Raw genomic sequence first — 14,646 nt, 5'->3', positions numbered from 1 at the left:
AAGCCGCAGGAAATCAGTTTTTTCGTGTCAGCGCCAGTTGCAGCGACCACAACTCTTTGCGCTCATTCATGCTCAGCCCATGTGTTCTTTCACGAGCAATGAGTGTATCCATCCGTTGCTGTAGCAACTGGTCATAGAGCTCTGCCAGGCTGATGCGAAATTTTTCTTCGAGCTCTTCTTCTTCAATCATATGGTCCCAGGCGGCCAGGGTTTCAAGCTGCTTGCGATATTTACTTTCGCGATATTTCTCCAGCAGCAGTCCCATGTTCATGCCTGGGCTTTCATTGCAGGTTTTTACCAGCGTTAAAAAAAGCTCCAGCCCTGCAATTTTGTTCTCTTCCACACCGTCCAGCGCCAGCTCCGGCACCTCGGCGGATAGCCTCGGATTTTGTACTAAAAGTCCTATCAGTATACGCATAGTTGTGACTTTTAGCCGCGGCGGCTGGTAATGCGATGTTTGTTCCGCTGTCTTCGGTAACAAACGATCCAACTGGCTGTCATCCAACAGCCCCAGCTTATGGCCGAGTTGTTGACGTAAGTATAAGCGCAACGTTTCGCCCGGGACTTGACCAATAAGGGGTAACGCCAGCGTGCTCAGCTTGGTGCGCCCATCCGGGGTACTCATATCTACCTGTTGTAACAGCGAATCGAATAAAAAGGCTGATAACGGCATCGCCTGCTCGATTCGTTGCTCGAAAGCCGCTTTACCTTCCTGACGAACCAGCGTATCCGGGTCTTCGCCATCAGGCAGGAACATAAAACGCAGTTGCCTGCCGTCATCAAGATAGGGTAGCGCGGTTTCCAGCGCGCGCCAGGCCGCATCACGTCCGGCACGGTCACCGTCGTAACAGCACACCACCTGATCGGTGGCGCGGAACAGCAACTGAATATGATCCGCTGTTGTTGATGTTCCCAGCGATGCGACAGCGTAATTGATGCCGAACTGAGCCAGCGCCACCACATCCATATACCCTTCGACTACCAGCAGTCGCTTCAATTCCGGATTTTTCTGTTGCGCTTCGTACAGGCCGTATAATTGCCGACCTTTATGAAAAATCTCGGTTTCCGGCGAGTTCAGGTACTTTGGGGTGCCGTCACCCATGACCCGGCCACCGAACGCAATCACCCGCCCGCGCTTATCGCGGATGGGGAACATGACCCGGTCGCGAAAACGATCATAGGTACGACCATTCTCATTCGTCACCAACATGCCGGCATCGGTCAGCGTGGTTTGGTTTTCGCTGCTGCGACCGAAACGCTTTAATACATTATCCCACCCAGGCAATGTACATCCGATAGCGAACTGTTGGATGATTTCATCACTCAGACCACGTCTGGCCAGATACTCTCTGGCAGGAGCGCCTGCGGGTTGCTTCAAGGTATGTTGGTAAAAAGCGCTTAATTGTTCCATCAGCTCGTATAAACTTTGCCGCTGGTGGCGTTCGAGCTGAGTCGGACCGGTGCCGGCTTCGTAAGGAACATCCAGTCCGTGCATTGCAGCCAGTTCTTCAATGCTCTCAACGAATTCCAGACGATCATAATTCATCAGGAAATCAATTGCGTTGCCGTGGGCGCCGCAACCAAAGCAATGGTAAAACTGCTTGTCACCGTTAACGGTGAACGAAGGGGTCTTCTCGTGGTGGAACGGGCAACACGCGTGGTAATTTTTGCCCTGCTTTTTTAATTTTACGCGCGCATCGATCAGGTCAACGATGTCGGTACGGGCTAGCAGGTCATTAATAAATACGCGGGGAATACGTCCAGCCATAAGCCCCTTATCTATATACGTTTATAAACGACAATAAGCCGCGCATTCCTTTCGGAAATGCACGGCCTTCGTATGCAACTGCTAAGTCTGCGGATTAATCACGCGGTGGAGGATAACCCCCAAAAAATTAATACAGACGAGTGCGGCGTGCGTTTTCTCGAGCCAGCTTCTTCGCGTGACGTTTCACTGCGGAAGCTTTAGCGCGCTTACGTTCGGTAGTCGGTTTTTCATAGAACTCACGACGACGAACTTCAGCCAAAACACCTGCTTTTTCGCAGGAACGCTTGAAACGACGCAGAGCGACGTCGAACGGCTCGTTTTCACGTACTTTAATTACCGGCATGTGCCTCTCACCTCAGTAAATTCGGTTTGTCGCTGGCCTTGTGCCAGCCTTTTCAAAATGGTGCGGAATTCTACTGCAACCGGGGCGCCTTTGTAAAGTCCATCAGCGATCATAAAACGTGCGATGCGGGGCCGCTCGTCTGCGGGCGAGCTTATGGTAGACTGTGCTCCGCCTGAATCAAGCGGCTGGGCAGGCCGCGGTAAGTCAATGTAACCGAGAGTGAAAACAGCAATGCGCGTATTGGGTATTGAAACATCCTGTGATGAAACCGGGATCGCGATTTATGACACGCAGGCCGGGCTGCTGGCGAATCAGCTTTACAGCCAGGTGAAACTACATGCTGATTATGGCGGCGTGGTGCCAGAACTGGCGTCCCGCGATCATGTTCGCAAGACCGTGCCGTTGATTCAGGCGGCGTTAAAAGAGGCCGGCTTGCAGCAAGGGGATATTGACGGGATCGCCTACACGGCGGGGCCTGGGCTGGTAGGGGCATTACTGGTTGGTGCTACGGTCGGGCGTTCGCTGGCGTTTGCCTGGAATGTGCCGGCCATACCGGTTCATCATATGGAAGGTCATCTGTTAGCGCCGATGCTGGAAGATAATCCGCCTGCTTTCCCGTTCGTCGCATTACTGGTATCCGGTGGCCATACGCAGTTGATCAGCGTTACCGGGATTGGTCAATACCGATTGCTGGGGGAATCCATTGATGATGCCGCCGGTGAGGCGTTTGATAAAACCGCTAAATTGCTGGGACTGGATTACCCTGGGGGGCCATTGCTATCGAGAATGGCCCAGAATGGTCGCCCCGACCGTTTTGTCTTTCCTCGACCGATGACCGATCGACCGGGGCTGGATTTTAGTTTCTCAGGGCTGAAGACGTTTGCAGCCAATACTATTCGTGAAAATGGCAACGATGCGCAGACTCAGGCGGATATTGCGCGAGCGTTTGAAGATGCCGTGGTCGATACGCTGGCCATCAAATGTCGACGTGCGTTGGACGAAACTGGTTTTAGCCGGTTGGTCATGGCCGGCGGTGTGAGCGCCAACCGGACATTGCGCCACCGGCTGGCGGAGATCATGGCAAAACGAGGCGGCGAGGTGTTCTATGCGCGTCCTGAGTTCTGCACCGATAATGGCGCGATGATTGCGTATGCAGGGGCGGTTCGGTTTAGCCAAGGGGTTACAGAGGCGCTCGGTATCACCGTGCGGCCACGCTGGCCGCTGGCCGAGTTGCCCGCATTATGATGCGTTGACTCTGTTCCATTTCGCCCCGAATGCTCTCGGGGCGCAAGTCAGATCAGAGTTCCTGTTCAAATAATACCAGTATGGCTTCATACAATTGCTTGACGCTGAACCCCCTCGCTGGTGTGGTAAAAATCGTATCATCACCGGCGATGGTGCCGAGAATGCCTTCCGATTTACCCAGCGAGTCCAACAGGCGTGCGATCAATTGCGCCGCACCGGGGCTGGTATGAATAACGACCACGGCATCGTTGTAGTCTACGTCCAGCACCAGATTTTTTAGCGGGCTGGTAGTCGTGGGGACGCCTAACTCCGCCGGCAGGCAATACACCATTTCCATTTTCGCGTTGCGGGTGCGTACTGCGCCAAACTTGGTCAACATACGGGATACTTTGGACTGGTTGATGTTGTCAAAACCATCATCCTGCAACGCTTGCACAATTTCGCTCTGAGAACTGAACTTCTCTTCTTTTAACAGCGCTTTGAACGCCTTAACCAGGTCTTCTTGTTTAGTGGAGTTACGCATTCTGCACCGTATTCGGGAAAAGTGAAATATACCTGGATTATGCATTTAAATGAATTTTTATGCAATATGGGCGCGTATAAAACCGAATTATTGGCTTCATGCATCAGACAAAAAATTTGTGGCGGCAATACTTTATCGGGGTATTGAAAAGTGTGTCCTTCATCACATAAAAGTAAAATAAATGTTATCAAAATGATGTTGTTTGGAGGCTGCTTGCAGGTGTAATGTAACATACCCGTTAATCAGTCGTGGGCTTATATCGGGGCACGCCACAATCGCCTGTTACTTTAATTATCTTTCAGATATCAGGCAGATTGTTAGTTTATTATTAATTACATAGTGCGTTATCGCAGCGGACCTATGTAGTGCCCTTCTGAAAGCAGGTTTGGTGCCTGGCTTATCTCGCGAGCAAAAACGTTTTTAACTAAACGAATCCACGGTAATTTTACTTAACATAATAAGGAGTTTAGGATGAAAGTTGCAGTTCTCGGAGCCGCAGGTGGTATTGGTCAAGCCCTTGCTCTTCTCCTCAAAACCCAGCTTCCTTCAGGTTCAGAGCTCTCTCTTTATGATATCGCTCCCGTTACACCGGGTGTAGCTGTCGACTTGAGCCACATTCCTACCGACGTGAAAATCAAAGGTTTTAGTGGCGAAGATGCAACTCCAGCTCTGGAAGGTGCGGATATTGTGTTGATGTCTGCCGGTGTTGCCCGTAAGCCGGGTATGGACCGTTCCGATTTGTTTAACGTTAACGCGGGCATTGTGCGTAATCTGGTTTCTCAGATTGCCAGTACCTGTCCTAAAGCTTGTATCGGTATTATCACCAACCCGGTCAATACCACGGTAGCGATTGCCGCCGAAGTGCTGAAACAGGCTGGGGTCTATGACAAAAACAAATTGTTTGGCGTGACGACGCTGGACATTATCCGCTCGAATACCTTTGTTGCTGAACTGAAAGGTAAGCAGCCGCAGGAGATCGAAGTGCCGGTTATTGGCGGCCACTCTGGCGTTACTATTCTGCCGTTGTTGTCCCGGATTCCGGGTGTGAGCTTCACTGAACAAGAAGTCGCAGACCTGACCAAACGTATTCAAAACGCAGGTACTGAGGTTGTGGAGGCGAAAGCCGGTGGCGGGTCAGCAACCCTTTCCATGGGGCAGGCGGCCGCACGTTTTGGCTTGTCGCTGGTTCGTGCTCTGCAGGGCGAAAGCGGTGTGGTTGAGTGTGCTTATGTTGAAGGCGATGGTAAACATGCCCGCTTCTTTGCACAGCCGCTGCTGCTGGGTAAAAACGGTATCGCCGAGCATAAAGATATTGGTGCGTTGAGCGCGTTTGAACAGCAGGCTCTGGTGAGCATGTTGGATACCCTGAAACAGGATATTGCGCTGGGCGAAGAGTTCGTTAACAAGAAATAATCACTATTGTGTAATAACACACTGTAGGTGAGGCCGGAGTTTATTCTCCGGCCTTTTTTTCGGAAGTATTATTCGGGTTGCGAATCAGAGGGTGGCCGAATCAGTCGTTTGCGATCGAGTAATTCTTGTGTTTCCGGATCGTAATAGCGGCTGGGCCAGATTTCCGATGGATGAATGCCTAGAGCGTCGGCGATTAACCACTCTCCCTTTGGCCATGGGCGTGATAAGGCATTGGCCAGCGTGGAAGAGCTCAACCCGGCACGGCGCGATACGGCAGCAAGCGTTGTCCCTTTCTTTCTCAATGCCGCGATAATATCAGCGGAATGCCAGTCATTTTTCCTTGAATTCATAATCCTTCCCTTATTGCTATTAAGACGACAGCGTATTAATGGTATAACTAACGGCTCATGGTGAATGGTTTCGCTAACCACAAGCCATTATTTGGAAATAATATAGCACCATATTCCTTAATATTTCCAAATTAATTTCCAAATGGATCTGAATAGGTAACGAGTATCACTATCGGGATGAAAAGGACATGAAAAAAGAGTGGTTTGCGACCAGCGAATTGGTTGGTATTGGCGGACTCCCTAAATCACGGCAAGGATTGAATAAGCGAGCCCGAGAAGATGGTTGGGAAAAGCGTCGCCGTAAAGGTGTACAAGGAAGGGGGGTAGAATATTCTATCCATAGCTTGCCTCAGTCTGTTCAGCAAACACTGCTGATGCAGGAAACGTCAGGTGAATATTCGGCAAAGCCGTCAGACATGTTGTCAGTCTGGATCCAGATTTACCATCAGTTATCTGTTCCTGAACGGGAAAAACTGATTGCGTATATCATGCGCGAAGGCGTGTCTTCCACGTTGAAGCAACTGGGTCTTGCCAATCCGGCAAGCGTGACTTTGATAAAAGATTTTTCTGATTAATTACCCCAGGCCATTCCCGATTGTCTTTTTGTGGAATGGCTTTCCTCTTTTTCTCCGTCAGATTTCTTCCTGTAAGGCTTTCCTGCGCCTAATTAATTCGGCTTTTAACACTATTGCGTTAGTGGTTTGAATAAAATTAGTCTATTATGTGGAAACGTAATCGATGTTTTTGTCATCTGATTATGTATTCGTATCAGGAAAGAGATGAAAGGGAGAATGATGATGGAAAAGACCTGGTTTACAACCAATGAATTGTTAGGGGTGGCAGGGTTGCCGAAATCTCGTCAGGGGCTGAATAAAAAGGCCAAGGATCATGGCTGGGAAAGGCGACGTCGCAAAGGTGTTCAGGGTAAAGGCGTTGAGTACGCTATCTGGAGCCTGCCGGAAGAAGTAAAAACGACGCTGATGCGGGAAACATCTCCCGATTATGCTGTGGTCACCCCGACAAATGTTCAGGAGAGCACCTGGATACAGATTTATCACCAGCTTTCGGTGGAAGAACGCACCCGGCTGATTGGGCATATTCTGCGTGAAGGTGCGATGGGTATGCTGGCCCGTCTGGAAAACGGGCCGCGGGAATATAAAAATCAGGACTACGGTATTAAAGAAGAGTGACTTAGAAGTCGCGCTGCACCGCGAGATGAGCCAACCCCTCCAGCGCGGTGCGGAAATCGCTGGCCGGCAGGCACTGAATGGCGGTGATGGCTTTATCGGCTTCTTCCTCGGCTCTCTGTCGTGTATAGACAAGGGAGCCGCAGGACTGCATGGCAGCCAACACCGGTTCCAGCAAGTGCCGGCCGTTACCCTGTTCAATCGCCTGACGGATCATGATGCGCTGTTCTTCGTTGCCGTGGTGCATGGCATGTAGCAATGGTAACGTGGGTTTGCCTTCGTTCAAGTCATCCCCGGTATTTTTACCCAGCGTTTTGCCGTCGGCGCTGTAGTCGAGCAAATCGTCAATCAGTTGGAAAGCGGTACCGAGATAACGACCGTACTCCTGCAGTGCCAGTTCTTGCTCGCTGCTGGCATCCGACAGAATGGCTGAAGCCTGTGCCGCCGCTTCGAATAAACGGGCCGTTTTGCTGTAAATCACCCGCATGTAACTGTCTTCGGTAATGTCCGGATCGTTGCAGTTCATGAGCTGGAGCACTTCGCCTTCCGCGATAACGTTAACGGCGTCAGACATAACGGACATAACGCGCAGCGAAGCCAGGCTGGTCATCATCTGAAAGGCGCGGGTATAAATAAAGTCGCCGACCAACACGCTGGCGGCATTGCCGAAAGCGGCATTCGCCGTGGCTTTTCCCCGGCGCATGTCGCTTTCGTCGACGACATCGTCGTGAAGGAGCGTGGCGGTGTGGATAAATTCAATCAGCGCGGCAACGGTAATGTGTTTGTCACCCTGGTAGCTCAGCGCTCTGGCGGCCAATACCGCGATCATCGGGCGAATACGCTTGCCGCCGCCGCCGATGATGTAATTTCCCAACTGATTGATCAGGACAACATCGGAGTTGAGCTGATCCAGTATGGTCTGGTTGACGGCGGCCATATCCTGTGCGCTTAACGCTGTGATTTGCTCTAAGTTCATTGTTTCTGCCAGCTGATTGCTTCTGTTTCTGCCGTAAAAATACTGATGGTGTCGGCACGGAAAAGGGAACGTTAGGCCTGATTGTACTTGAAAAACGGCGTAGATAAACGGCAGTTCATAGGTTGTATCCTTTTTCTTCACATTGATTGATTCTGCGCTTGTCATCAGTAGGTTTTTTGCGTAGAATTCGCGCCCTATTGTGAATATTTATAGCGCGCTTCACATCATTCAAAGAAGCACGCGGAAAGCGGAGTTTTATATGTACGCAGTTTTCCAAAGTGGTGGTAAACAACACCGAGTAAGCGAAGGCCAGACCGTTCGCTTGGAAAAGCTGGACATCGCAACCGGTGAAGCTGTTGAGTTTGACCAGGTTCTGATGGTTGCCAATGGTGAAGATGTCAAAATCGGCGTTCCTTTCGTCGAAGGCGGCAAAATCAAGGCTGAAGTTGTTGCTCACGGCCGTGGCGAGAAAGTTAAAATCGTTAAGTTTCGTCGCCGTAAACACTACCGTAAGCAGGCTGGCCACCGTCAGTGGTTCACTGACGTGAAAATCACCGGCATCAGCGCTTAAGTTTTAGGAGAGCGGATTAATGGCACACAAAAAAGCTGGCGGTTCTACTCGTAACGGCCGTGACTCAGAAAGTAAACGTCTTGGTGTAAAACGCTTTGGCGGTGAATCGGTTCTGGCTGGCAGCATCATCGTTCGTCAGCGTGGCACCAAATTCCACGCAGGCAGCAACGTAGGTTGCGGTAAAGACCACACCCTGTTTGCACTGTCTGACGGTAAAGTTAAATTCGAAGTAAAAGGCCCGAACAACCGTAAATATATCAGCATCGTCGCTGAGTAATTTTTCGGTATCAGGTTGAATCATAAAGCCCTGCAACTTGTTGCGGGGCTTTTTACATTTAGACTGCACGATAAAAATCAATAAAAAGAACGGGTGAAGGGATGAAACAGAATGCTGGCATCGGGTTTTGTCTGGCGCTGACCACCGCCATATGCTGGGGAGCGCTGCCAATCGCGATGAAACAGGTTCTGGTAGCGATGGAGCCTTATACCATCGTCTGGTATCGCTTTTTGATCGCGTCCGCCGGGTTGGGCATTTTTTTGTACAGCAAAGGCGCGCTGCCAAAGCCAAAGATGTTCGATCACCAGCGTTGGTGGATCCTGTTGCTGGTAGCGACCGGTGGGTTATTGGGTAATTTCGTGCTGTTCAGTTCCTCGTTACAATACCTTAGTCCTACGGCGTCACAGGTAATCGGGCAGTTGTCGACGGTAGGGTTGATGGTTGCCAGTGTCGTTATTCTCAAAGAGAAGATGCGACTCAATCAGGTAATCGGTGCCGTAGTGCTTATCTGTGGGTTATTGATGTTTTTCAATAGCAGCCTGGTAGAGCTTTTTACTCGTCTGACGGATTACACCTTCGGGATTTTGCTGGGTGTGGCGGCATCCACCGTATGGGTGGCTTATGGCGTAGCACAAAAGGTATTGTTGCGCCGACTCACCTCACAACAATTACTGTTTCTGTTATACACGCTTTGCGTGTTGTTTATTACGCCGCTGGCTAAACCTGAGGTCGTGTTTCAACTGACCGGCTGGCAGTTGGCCTGTTTGCTGTTTTGCGGTGCGAATACGCTGGTTGGCTACGGCGCATTGGCGGAAGCGATGGCCCGCTGGCAAGCTGCGCAGGTGAGTACCATTATTACGCTGACGCCGTTGTTTACGCTGTTCTTCTCTGATTTGCTGTCATTAGCCTGGCCATCGCTATTTGCTGCACCATCGCTGAATTTATTGGGATATGCCGGGTCCTTCATAGTCGTAGCGGGGGCGATGTTTGCTGCGATTGGACATCGATTAATCGCAGCAAAACGCAGCAAATATCCACAGGTATAAAACAGCAGACGCCAGGTATGGTTGGAAGGCGGGGAAAAGCACAGAGAGGGCCTGATTATTTTTAATACAGGTGAAATCCTTTCGCCAAGCAGGTACAATCAGCGCCCTTTTATCGAAACGGTTCTGATGCGTCGGTTTTTCAGTGGCAGGTGACATACTGTGGTTATCTGTCATCAATCCAATTCGTTGAGCCAAAGAGAACCAATAAATTATTCAAACGCGTCGGTCATTCTCTATTGGTTTTTTGCGGAGATAGTTCATGAAGTTTGTAGATGAAGCCACCATTCTGGTTGTGGCGGGTGACGGTGGCAACGGCTGTGTCAGCTTCCGTCGTGAAAAATATATTCCCAACGGTGGGCCTGATGGTGGCGACGGCGGCGATGGTGGTGATGTCTACCTGCTGGCGGATGAAAACCTCAATACCCTGATTGACTATCGTTTTGAGAAAAGCTTCCGTGCCGAACGTGGGCAGAATGGTCAAAGTCGTGATTGCACCGGCAAACGCGGTAAAGATATCACCATTAAAGTGCCGGTCGGTACGCGTATACTGGATAAAAGCACCGGCGAAGTGCTGGGTGATATGACCCGTAATCAGCAGAAACTGATGGTCGCTAAAGGCGGATGGCACGGGTTGGGTAATACCCGTTTCAAATCCTCTGTGAATCGTGCGCCGCGGCAGAAAACCAACGGTACGCCGGGCGAAGAACGCGAGTTGCTGCTGGAGTTGCTGCTGCTGGCGGATGTAGGCATGTTAGGGTTGCCGAATGCCGGGAAATCGACCTTTATCCGCGCGGTATCCGCAGCTAAGCCGAAGGTAGCGGATTATCCGTTTACTACGCTGGTGCCGAGCCTGGGCGTCGTACGTATGGACAGCGAGAAAAGCTTTGTCGTGGCGGACATTCCAGGATTGATTGAAGGCGCATCCGAAGGTGCAGGGCTCGGGATCCGTTTCCTGAAACATCTGGAACGTTGTCGCGTGCTGCTGCACCTGATCGATCTGGCGCCGATCGATGAATCCGATCCGATCGAAAACGCCAAAGTGATCGTCAATGAATTGCAGCAATACAGCGCGTCTCTGGCGGAGAAACCTCGCTGGCTGGTATTCAACAAAGTCGACCTGCTGGAGAAAGGCGAGGCTGAAAAACGTGCGAAGGCAATTGCCGCCGCGCTGGGTTGGGAAGGCAAATATTATCTAATTTCGGCAGCCAACCGTGAAGGGGTGAACGCCCTGTGCTGGGATGTCATGAATTTCCTCAATACTCAGCCGAAAGCGTTGGCCGAAGTAGAGAACAAAGCGCCTGAAAAAGTGGACTTTATGTGGGATGACTACCACCGGGAGCAGTTGGAAGCCGTACAGGCCGAAGCCGAAGAAGAGTGGGATGACGATTGGGATGAAGATGACGACGAAGGCGTCGAAATTGTTTATCAGCGTTGATCTTGCATCGGTTATCCGGCCGATAGTCGAAAAGTTTGCTTGTTAGTTGTACATGTTTCCCTTATCTGCTTTGGCAGATAAGGGATTTTTTTATTGTCCGATTAGTTGTTCTGGTAGATATCTTTGTAAACACGGCTTTCAAAACGGACTAACGGAATTCGCCGTTCCTTTTGATCTTCCGGCGGCACGGCGTAGCCGGAAAGATATTGCACGAAAGCCATGCGCTGACCACTGGCGGTAGTGATGAATCCAGCCAGATTATACACTCCTTGTAACGCACCGGTTTTGGCTGAGACCTTGCCATCCAGTCCTGCTTCGTGCAGGCCTGCACGATAGCGTAAGGTGCCGTCATAGCCAGCCAGCGGCAACATCTTTATGTAATTCAATTCATTATCGTGTTGGGCAATGTATTGCAGAACCTGCATCATGGTTGCGGGAGCGATCAAGTTGTGCCTGGACAGCCCAGAGCCATCAACAATGATGGTGTTGCCCAGATCGATTCCCGCTTTCTGACGCAGGATTTGGCGTACGGCATCAGCACCGGCGCGCCAGGTGCCGGGAACCTTGAAACGCTCATGTCCGATGGTGCGGAAAACGGTATCGGCAATCATGTTGTCCGATTTCTTTAGCATGGTGGTCAACAGTTCATGCAGCGGCTCCGATTCGGTTTGCGCCAGTACCGTGCCGGAGGTGCTCGGTAATGACTGGCGCCGTAGGCTGCCGGCGATTCGGATATCCGCCTGTTGCAATTCGTCTTTTACGATGGCTCCGGCATAGCTGGCACCATCCTGAATGGCAAACGCCAGGGGCAGCGGTTCAGCCCGTTGCGTCAGGCAACCGGTGACGGTGAAACGGCTGAGTTCACCGGGCACGACGTCCAGTTCGCAATATTGGGCGTCAGGCGAGCCTTTCGGCAACGTACGGACTTCGCTGAACATGTGTACCGGATAATAGGACGCTACACGAATGAAGGCGTTGTCACCGGCTTTAGGCGCACTATAGAGCGAAATGGAAAAACAGTTTTTATCGACAATCGCGGCGGCGGGCGGTGCGCTGAAACACTGAGTCATATCGTTCCAGGGCCAACCGGGTGCTTTGTCATGACTGGCGAATACGGAGGTATCTATCAGGATGTCACCGCTGATTTCTCGGATTCCTCGCTTTTTCAGTTCCTGTACCATGTTACGCAACTGCTGGCGTTTCAGCGAGGGATCGCCGCTGAAACGTATCGCCAGGTTACCGCGTAATACCCCGCCGGCGATGCTTCCGTTGCTTTCCATCGTCGTAATAAAGCGGTAATTCGGCCCCAATTGCAGCAATGCTGCCAGGGCCGTGATGACTTTCTGCGTACTGGCAGGGAGCGCCATTTGTTGGCTGTGGTAATCAACTGTTGGAGTAGACGCGCCGATTTTTTGCACCACTAGTGCCAGATTGGCTCCATCTGGTAGATATTTGGTGTACTCATCAATCGGGGCGGCGTTGGCGTGTAAGGCAACTGCACAGGCAAAACCGGTCAGAGTCGATAAAAAACGCATAATCTCAATTAAGTACAGGGTAACGTGGTGGTCATACTACGGCGCATCAAGGGATAAAGTAAACGATGACCCTGTTGGAACTCTGGGGTAAAATGCGTATCAAAATGCAAAAACGCGTCTGGCCTGGAAGTGATGTTCCGGGCGAGGCAGTTTTTGTTTAAATTGTCAGGTGCACTGGCATGGAAACATTCCGTCGCAGGTGATTTTATCGCGTCAGGATGACGGTAACGTGAGCCGTACGGATTTTTTTAGAGGTAGTGACGATATGAAACAATTTCCGATGACGTTGCGTGGTGCTGAAAAGTTACGCGAAGAGCTGGACTTCCTGAAGTCGGTGCGTCGGCCTGAAATTATCGCTGCGATCGCTGAGGCGCGTGAACATGGCGATTTGAAGGAAAACGCGGAATACCATGCGGCCCGTGAGCAGCAAGGGTTCTGTGAAGGCCGGATTCAGGAAATTGAGGCCAAGCTGTCTAATGCTCAGGTCATCGATGTCACCAAAATGGCGGCCAATGGTCGAGTGATCTTTGGTGCGACGGTGACGGTCATGAACCTGGATACGGAAGAAGAGCAAACTTACCGTATCGTGGGTGACGATGAGGCTGACTTCAAGCAGAACCTGATTTCTGTTAATTCGCCGATTGCCCGTGGTTTGATCGGGAAAGAGGAAGATGACGTCGTTACGATCAGTACGCCGGGAGGCGTGGTCGAGTACGAAATTCTGAAGGTTGTATACCTCTGATCTCCGTGAGCAATCTGGATTGTAAAGAAAGGAAAAAGGCCGATATCGGCCTTTTTTCTCACCAGCGGGTCATGGAACCTTGCTGTGAAACAAGGTAACCTGAACTGAAAATGTTAACGAGGCAACACAATCTTGCGTTCTTTTGACGCACGATAGAGCACCAGAGTGTGGCCGATCACCTGAACGTTGCTGGCGCCGGTTTCGCGCAGAATGGCATCGACAATCAACCCTTTGGTTTCGCGATCTTCAGTGGCGATTTTCACCTTGATGAGTTCGTGATGTTCCAGAGCTTGTTCGATTTCAGCCAGCACACCTTCAGTGAGGCCGTTGTTGCCCAGCATGACGACGGGTTTTAACGGATGGGCCAGGCCTTTCAGGTGCTGTTTTTGTTTGTTACTCAGATTCATTGTCTTTTTTGCTTAGGTTAGGATTGAAAGCGGACCATTCTACCGCCATCTCATGATTATAACCAATCCGGCTATACTGATTGGCTGTCGTCGAGATGTGTTGTCCGTCGTGGGCATCTTAATTAACAGTAGTTAGAAAAAATCATAGTTGGAAAATCGATGGCTAACAAAAAGCGTTCTGCAAGTTCCAGTCGCTGGTTGCAGGAACACTTTAGCGATAAATATGTACAGCAGGCGCAGAAAAAAGGGCTTCGCTCGCGCGCTTGGTTTAAACTTGATGAGATACAGCAGACGGATAAGCTGTTCAAGCCCGGCATGACGGTGGTGGATCTGGGGGCGGCGCCTGGCGGGTGGTCTCAGTATGTCGTCAGCCAGATTGGTGGAAAAGGCCGCATTATCGCGTGCGATATTTTACCGATGGATCCTATTGTCGGAGTCGATTTCCTTCAAGGGGATTTTCGTGATGAATTAGTGCTCAAAGCCCTGTTGGAACGGGTTGGAGACGACAAGGTTCAGGTGGTTATGTCCGACATGGCCCCGAACATGAGCGGTACGCCGGCGGTGGATATTCCCCGTGCCATGTATCTGGTCGAACTTGCACTGGAGATGTGTCGGGATATATTAGCGCCGGGTGGCAGTTTCGTAGTGAAAGTATTTCAGGGAGTGGGCTTCGATGAGTATCTGCGCGAGATTCGCTCCTTGTTTACGACGGTAAAGATTCGTAAGCCAGATGCCTCGCGAGCCCGGTCCCGTGAGGTGTACATTGTAGCGACAGGTCGCAAACTGTAGTACCCTGACGCTATTTTTTAACACAGTTGTAATATGAGG

Annotated in this window: 17 protein-coding genes; 10 read left to right on the top strand and 7 right to left on the bottom strand. The window is 50.9% G+C overall.

Annotated features, from left to right (window positions below; translation table 11 throughout):
- Nucleotides 1–13: 13 nt before the first annotated feature.
- Entirely contained in the window at nt 14–1,768 is a 1,755-nt protein-coding gene (gene dnaG, locus FDP13_RS13280) for a DNA primase (protein WP_143839619.1), read from the bottom strand.
- Between the two features lie 127 nt (nt 1,769–1,895).
- Nucleotides 1,896–2,111, bottom strand: coding sequence for a 30S ribosomal protein S21 (rpsU, locus tag FDP13_RS13275; protein ID WP_001144069.1), 216 nt, complete (start codon nt 2,109–2,111; stop codon nt 1,896–1,898).
- A gap of 231 nt (nt 2,112–2,342) precedes the next feature.
- On the opposite strand from rpsU, the gene tsaD reads away from it, so the two are divergent.
- Complete coding sequence (gene tsaD / locus FDP13_RS13270; protein WP_143839644.1) at nt 2,343–3,356, top strand: tRNA (adenosine(37)-N6)-threonylcarbamoyltransferase complex transferase subunit TsaD; 1,014 nt, start codon at nt 2,343–2,345, stop codon at nt 3,354–3,356.
- A 52-nt stretch (nt 3,357–3,408) separates the two neighbouring features.
- Here tsaD and argR read toward each other — a convergent pair whose 3' ends face one another.
- Nucleotides 3,409–3,879, bottom strand: a complete 471-nt coding sequence (gene argR / locus FDP13_RS13265; RefSeq protein WP_012771142.1) for a transcriptional regulator ArgR — start codon at nt 3,877–3,879, stop codon at nt 3,409–3,411.
- 471 nt (nt 3,880–4,350) lie between these two features.
- Here argR and mdh point away from each other — a divergent pair, with 471 nt between their 5' ends.
- Entirely contained in the window at nt 4,351–5,292 is a 942-nt protein-coding gene (gene mdh / locus FDP13_RS13260; RefSeq protein WP_012771141.1) for a malate dehydrogenase, read from the top strand.
- Nucleotides 5,293–5,360: 68 nt separating this feature from the next.
- Here mdh and FDP13_RS13255 read toward each other — a convergent pair whose 3' ends face one another.
- Nucleotides 5,361–5,642: a helix-turn-helix transcriptional regulator gene (locus FDP13_RS13255; protein WP_027713127.1), complete on the bottom strand. Its 282-nt coding sequence runs from the start codon at nt 5,640–5,642 to the stop codon at nt 5,361–5,363.
- Nucleotides 5,643–5,830: 188 nt separating this feature from the next.
- Between FDP13_RS13255 and FDP13_RS13250 the strand changes: the two genes are divergently transcribed.
- Together FDP13_RS13250 and FDP13_RS13245 are read left to right on the top strand one after the other, a co-directional pair.
- Complete coding sequence (locus tag FDP13_RS13250) at nt 5,831–6,217, top strand: DNA-binding protein (protein ID WP_012771140.1); 387 nt, start codon at nt 5,831–5,833, stop codon at nt 6,215–6,217.
- A gap of 222 nt (nt 6,218–6,439) precedes the next feature.
- On the top strand, nt 6,440–6,832 hold the full coding sequence (locus FDP13_RS13245) for a DNA-binding protein (protein ID WP_033581141.1): 393 nt from the start codon (nt 6,440–6,442) through the stop codon (nt 6,830–6,832).
- Nucleotide 6,833: 1 nt separating this feature from the next.
- Here the strand turns inward: FDP13_RS13245 and ispB are convergent, their stop codons facing one another.
- Nucleotides 6,834–7,805, bottom strand: a complete 972-nt coding sequence (ispB, locus tag FDP13_RS13240; protein ID WP_033575767.1) for an octaprenyl diphosphate synthase — start codon at nt 7,803–7,805, stop codon at nt 6,834–6,836.
- A 259-nt stretch (nt 7,806–8,064) separates the two neighbouring features.
- Here ispB and rplU point away from each other — a divergent pair, with 259 nt between their 5' ends.
- The 4 genes from rplU (at nt 8,065) to cgtA (ending at nt 11,134) form a co-directional block, all read left to right on the top strand.
- Entirely contained in the window at nt 8,065–8,376 is a 312-nt protein-coding gene (gene rplU / locus FDP13_RS13235) for a 50S ribosomal protein L21 (RefSeq protein ID WP_012771137.1), read from the top strand.
- 19 nt (nt 8,377–8,395) lie between these two features.
- Entirely contained in the window at nt 8,396–8,653 is a 258-nt protein-coding gene (gene rpmA / locus FDP13_RS13230; RefSeq protein WP_012771136.1) for a 50S ribosomal protein L27, read from the top strand.
- Between the two features lie 101 nt (nt 8,654–8,754).
- Complete coding sequence (locus FDP13_RS13225; protein ID WP_143839618.1) at nt 8,755–9,699, top strand: DMT family transporter; 945 nt, start codon at nt 8,755–8,757, stop codon at nt 9,697–9,699.
- Between the two features lie 259 nt (nt 9,700–9,958).
- The gene (gene cgtA / locus FDP13_RS13220; RefSeq protein ID WP_033575765.1) at nt 9,959–11,134 is read left to right on the top strand and encodes an Obg family GTPase CgtA; all 1,176 of its coding nucleotides are present in this window, start codon (nt 9,959–9,961) and stop codon (nt 11,132–11,134) included.
- Nucleotides 11,135–11,235: 101 nt separating this feature from the next.
- On the opposite strand, the gene dacB is transcribed toward cgtA, so the two are convergent.
- Nucleotides 11,236–12,669, bottom strand: a complete 1,434-nt coding sequence (gene dacB / locus FDP13_RS13215; RefSeq protein ID WP_143839617.1) for a serine-type D-Ala-D-Ala carboxypeptidase — start codon at nt 12,667–12,669, stop codon at nt 11,236–11,238.
- Between the two features lie 265 nt (nt 12,670–12,934).
- Here dacB and greA point away from each other — a divergent pair, with 265 nt between their 5' ends.
- Complete coding sequence (gene greA, locus FDP13_RS13210) at nt 12,935–13,411, top strand: transcription elongation factor GreA (RefSeq protein ID WP_143839616.1); 477 nt, start codon at nt 12,935–12,937, stop codon at nt 13,409–13,411.
- A gap of 113 nt (nt 13,412–13,524) precedes the next feature.
- Here the strand turns inward: greA and yhbY are convergent, their stop codons facing one another.
- Complete coding sequence (gene yhbY / locus FDP13_RS13205; RefSeq protein WP_012771131.1) at nt 13,525–13,818, bottom strand: ribosome assembly RNA-binding protein YhbY; 294 nt, start codon at nt 13,816–13,818, stop codon at nt 13,525–13,527.
- A gap of 159 nt (nt 13,819–13,977) precedes the next feature.
- Between yhbY and rlmE the strand changes: the two genes are divergently transcribed.
- The gene (rlmE, locus tag FDP13_RS13200) at nt 13,978–14,607 is read left to right on the top strand and encodes a 23S rRNA (uridine(2552)-2'-O)-methyltransferase RlmE (RefSeq protein WP_012771130.1); all 630 of its coding nucleotides are present in this window, start codon (nt 13,978–13,980) and stop codon (nt 14,605–14,607) included.
- The last annotated feature ends 39 nt before the right edge of the window (nt 14,608–14,646 follow it).

This window comes from Dickeya sp. ws52, from assembly GCF_007210685.1.
In the GTDB taxonomy this organism is placed as follows: Bacteria; Pseudomonadota; Gammaproteobacteria; order Enterobacterales; family Enterobacteriaceae; genus Dickeya; species Dickeya chrysanthemi.
Note: the sequence above shows the minus strand (reverse complement) of the source record. Positions and strands in the feature narration are given on the sequence as shown.

Coding starts and splice junctions, on each gene's coding strand:
- dnaG (WP_143839619.1), bottom strand. CDS start 1,768: ATGGCTGGACGTATTCCCCGCGTATTTATTAATGACCTGCTAGCCCGT.
- rpsU (WP_001144069.1), bottom strand. CDS start 2,111: ATGCCGGTAATTAAAGTACGTGAAAACGAGCCGTTCGACGTCGCTCTG.
- tsaD (WP_143839644.1), top strand. CDS start 2,343: ATGCGCGTATTGGGTATTGAAACATCCTGTGATGAAACCGGGATCGCG.
- argR (WP_012771142.1), bottom strand. CDS start 3,879: ATGCGTAACTCCACTAAACAAGAAGACCTGGTTAAGGCGTTCAAAGCG.
- mdh (WP_012771141.1), top strand. CDS start 4,351: ATGAAAGTTGCAGTTCTCGGAGCCGCAGGTGGTATTGGTCAAGCCCTT.
- FDP13_RS13255 (WP_027713127.1), bottom strand. CDS start 5,642: ATGAATTCAAGGAAAAATGACTGGCATTCCGCTGATATTATCGCGGCA.
- FDP13_RS13250 (WP_012771140.1), top strand. CDS start 5,831: ATGAAAAAAGAGTGGTTTGCGACCAGCGAATTGGTTGGTATTGGCGGA.
- FDP13_RS13245 (WP_033581141.1), top strand. CDS start 6,440: ATGGAAAAGACCTGGTTTACAACCAATGAATTGTTAGGGGTGGCAGGG.
- ispB (WP_033575767.1), bottom strand. CDS start 7,805: ATGAACTTAGAGCAAATCACAGCGTTAAGCGCACAGGATATGGCCGCC.
- rplU (WP_012771137.1), top strand. CDS start 8,065: ATGTACGCAGTTTTCCAAAGTGGTGGTAAACAACACCGAGTAAGCGAA.
- rpmA (WP_012771136.1), top strand. CDS start 8,396: ATGGCACACAAAAAAGCTGGCGGTTCTACTCGTAACGGCCGTGACTCA.
- FDP13_RS13225 (WP_143839618.1), top strand. CDS start 8,755: ATGAAACAGAATGCTGGCATCGGGTTTTGTCTGGCGCTGACCACCGCC.
- cgtA (WP_033575765.1), top strand. CDS start 9,959: ATGAAGTTTGTAGATGAAGCCACCATTCTGGTTGTGGCGGGTGACGGT.
- dacB (WP_143839617.1), bottom strand. CDS start 12,669: ATGCGTTTTTTATCGACTCTGACCGGTTTTGCCTGTGCAGTTGCCTTA.
- greA (WP_143839616.1), top strand. CDS start 12,935: ATGAAACAATTTCCGATGACGTTGCGTGGTGCTGAAAAGTTACGCGAA.
- yhbY (WP_012771131.1), bottom strand. CDS start 13,818: ATGAATCTGAGTAACAAACAAAAACAGCACCTGAAAGGCCTGGCCCAT.
- rlmE (WP_012771130.1), top strand. CDS start 13,978: ATGGCTAACAAAAAGCGTTCTGCAAGTTCCAGTCGCTGGTTGCAGGAA.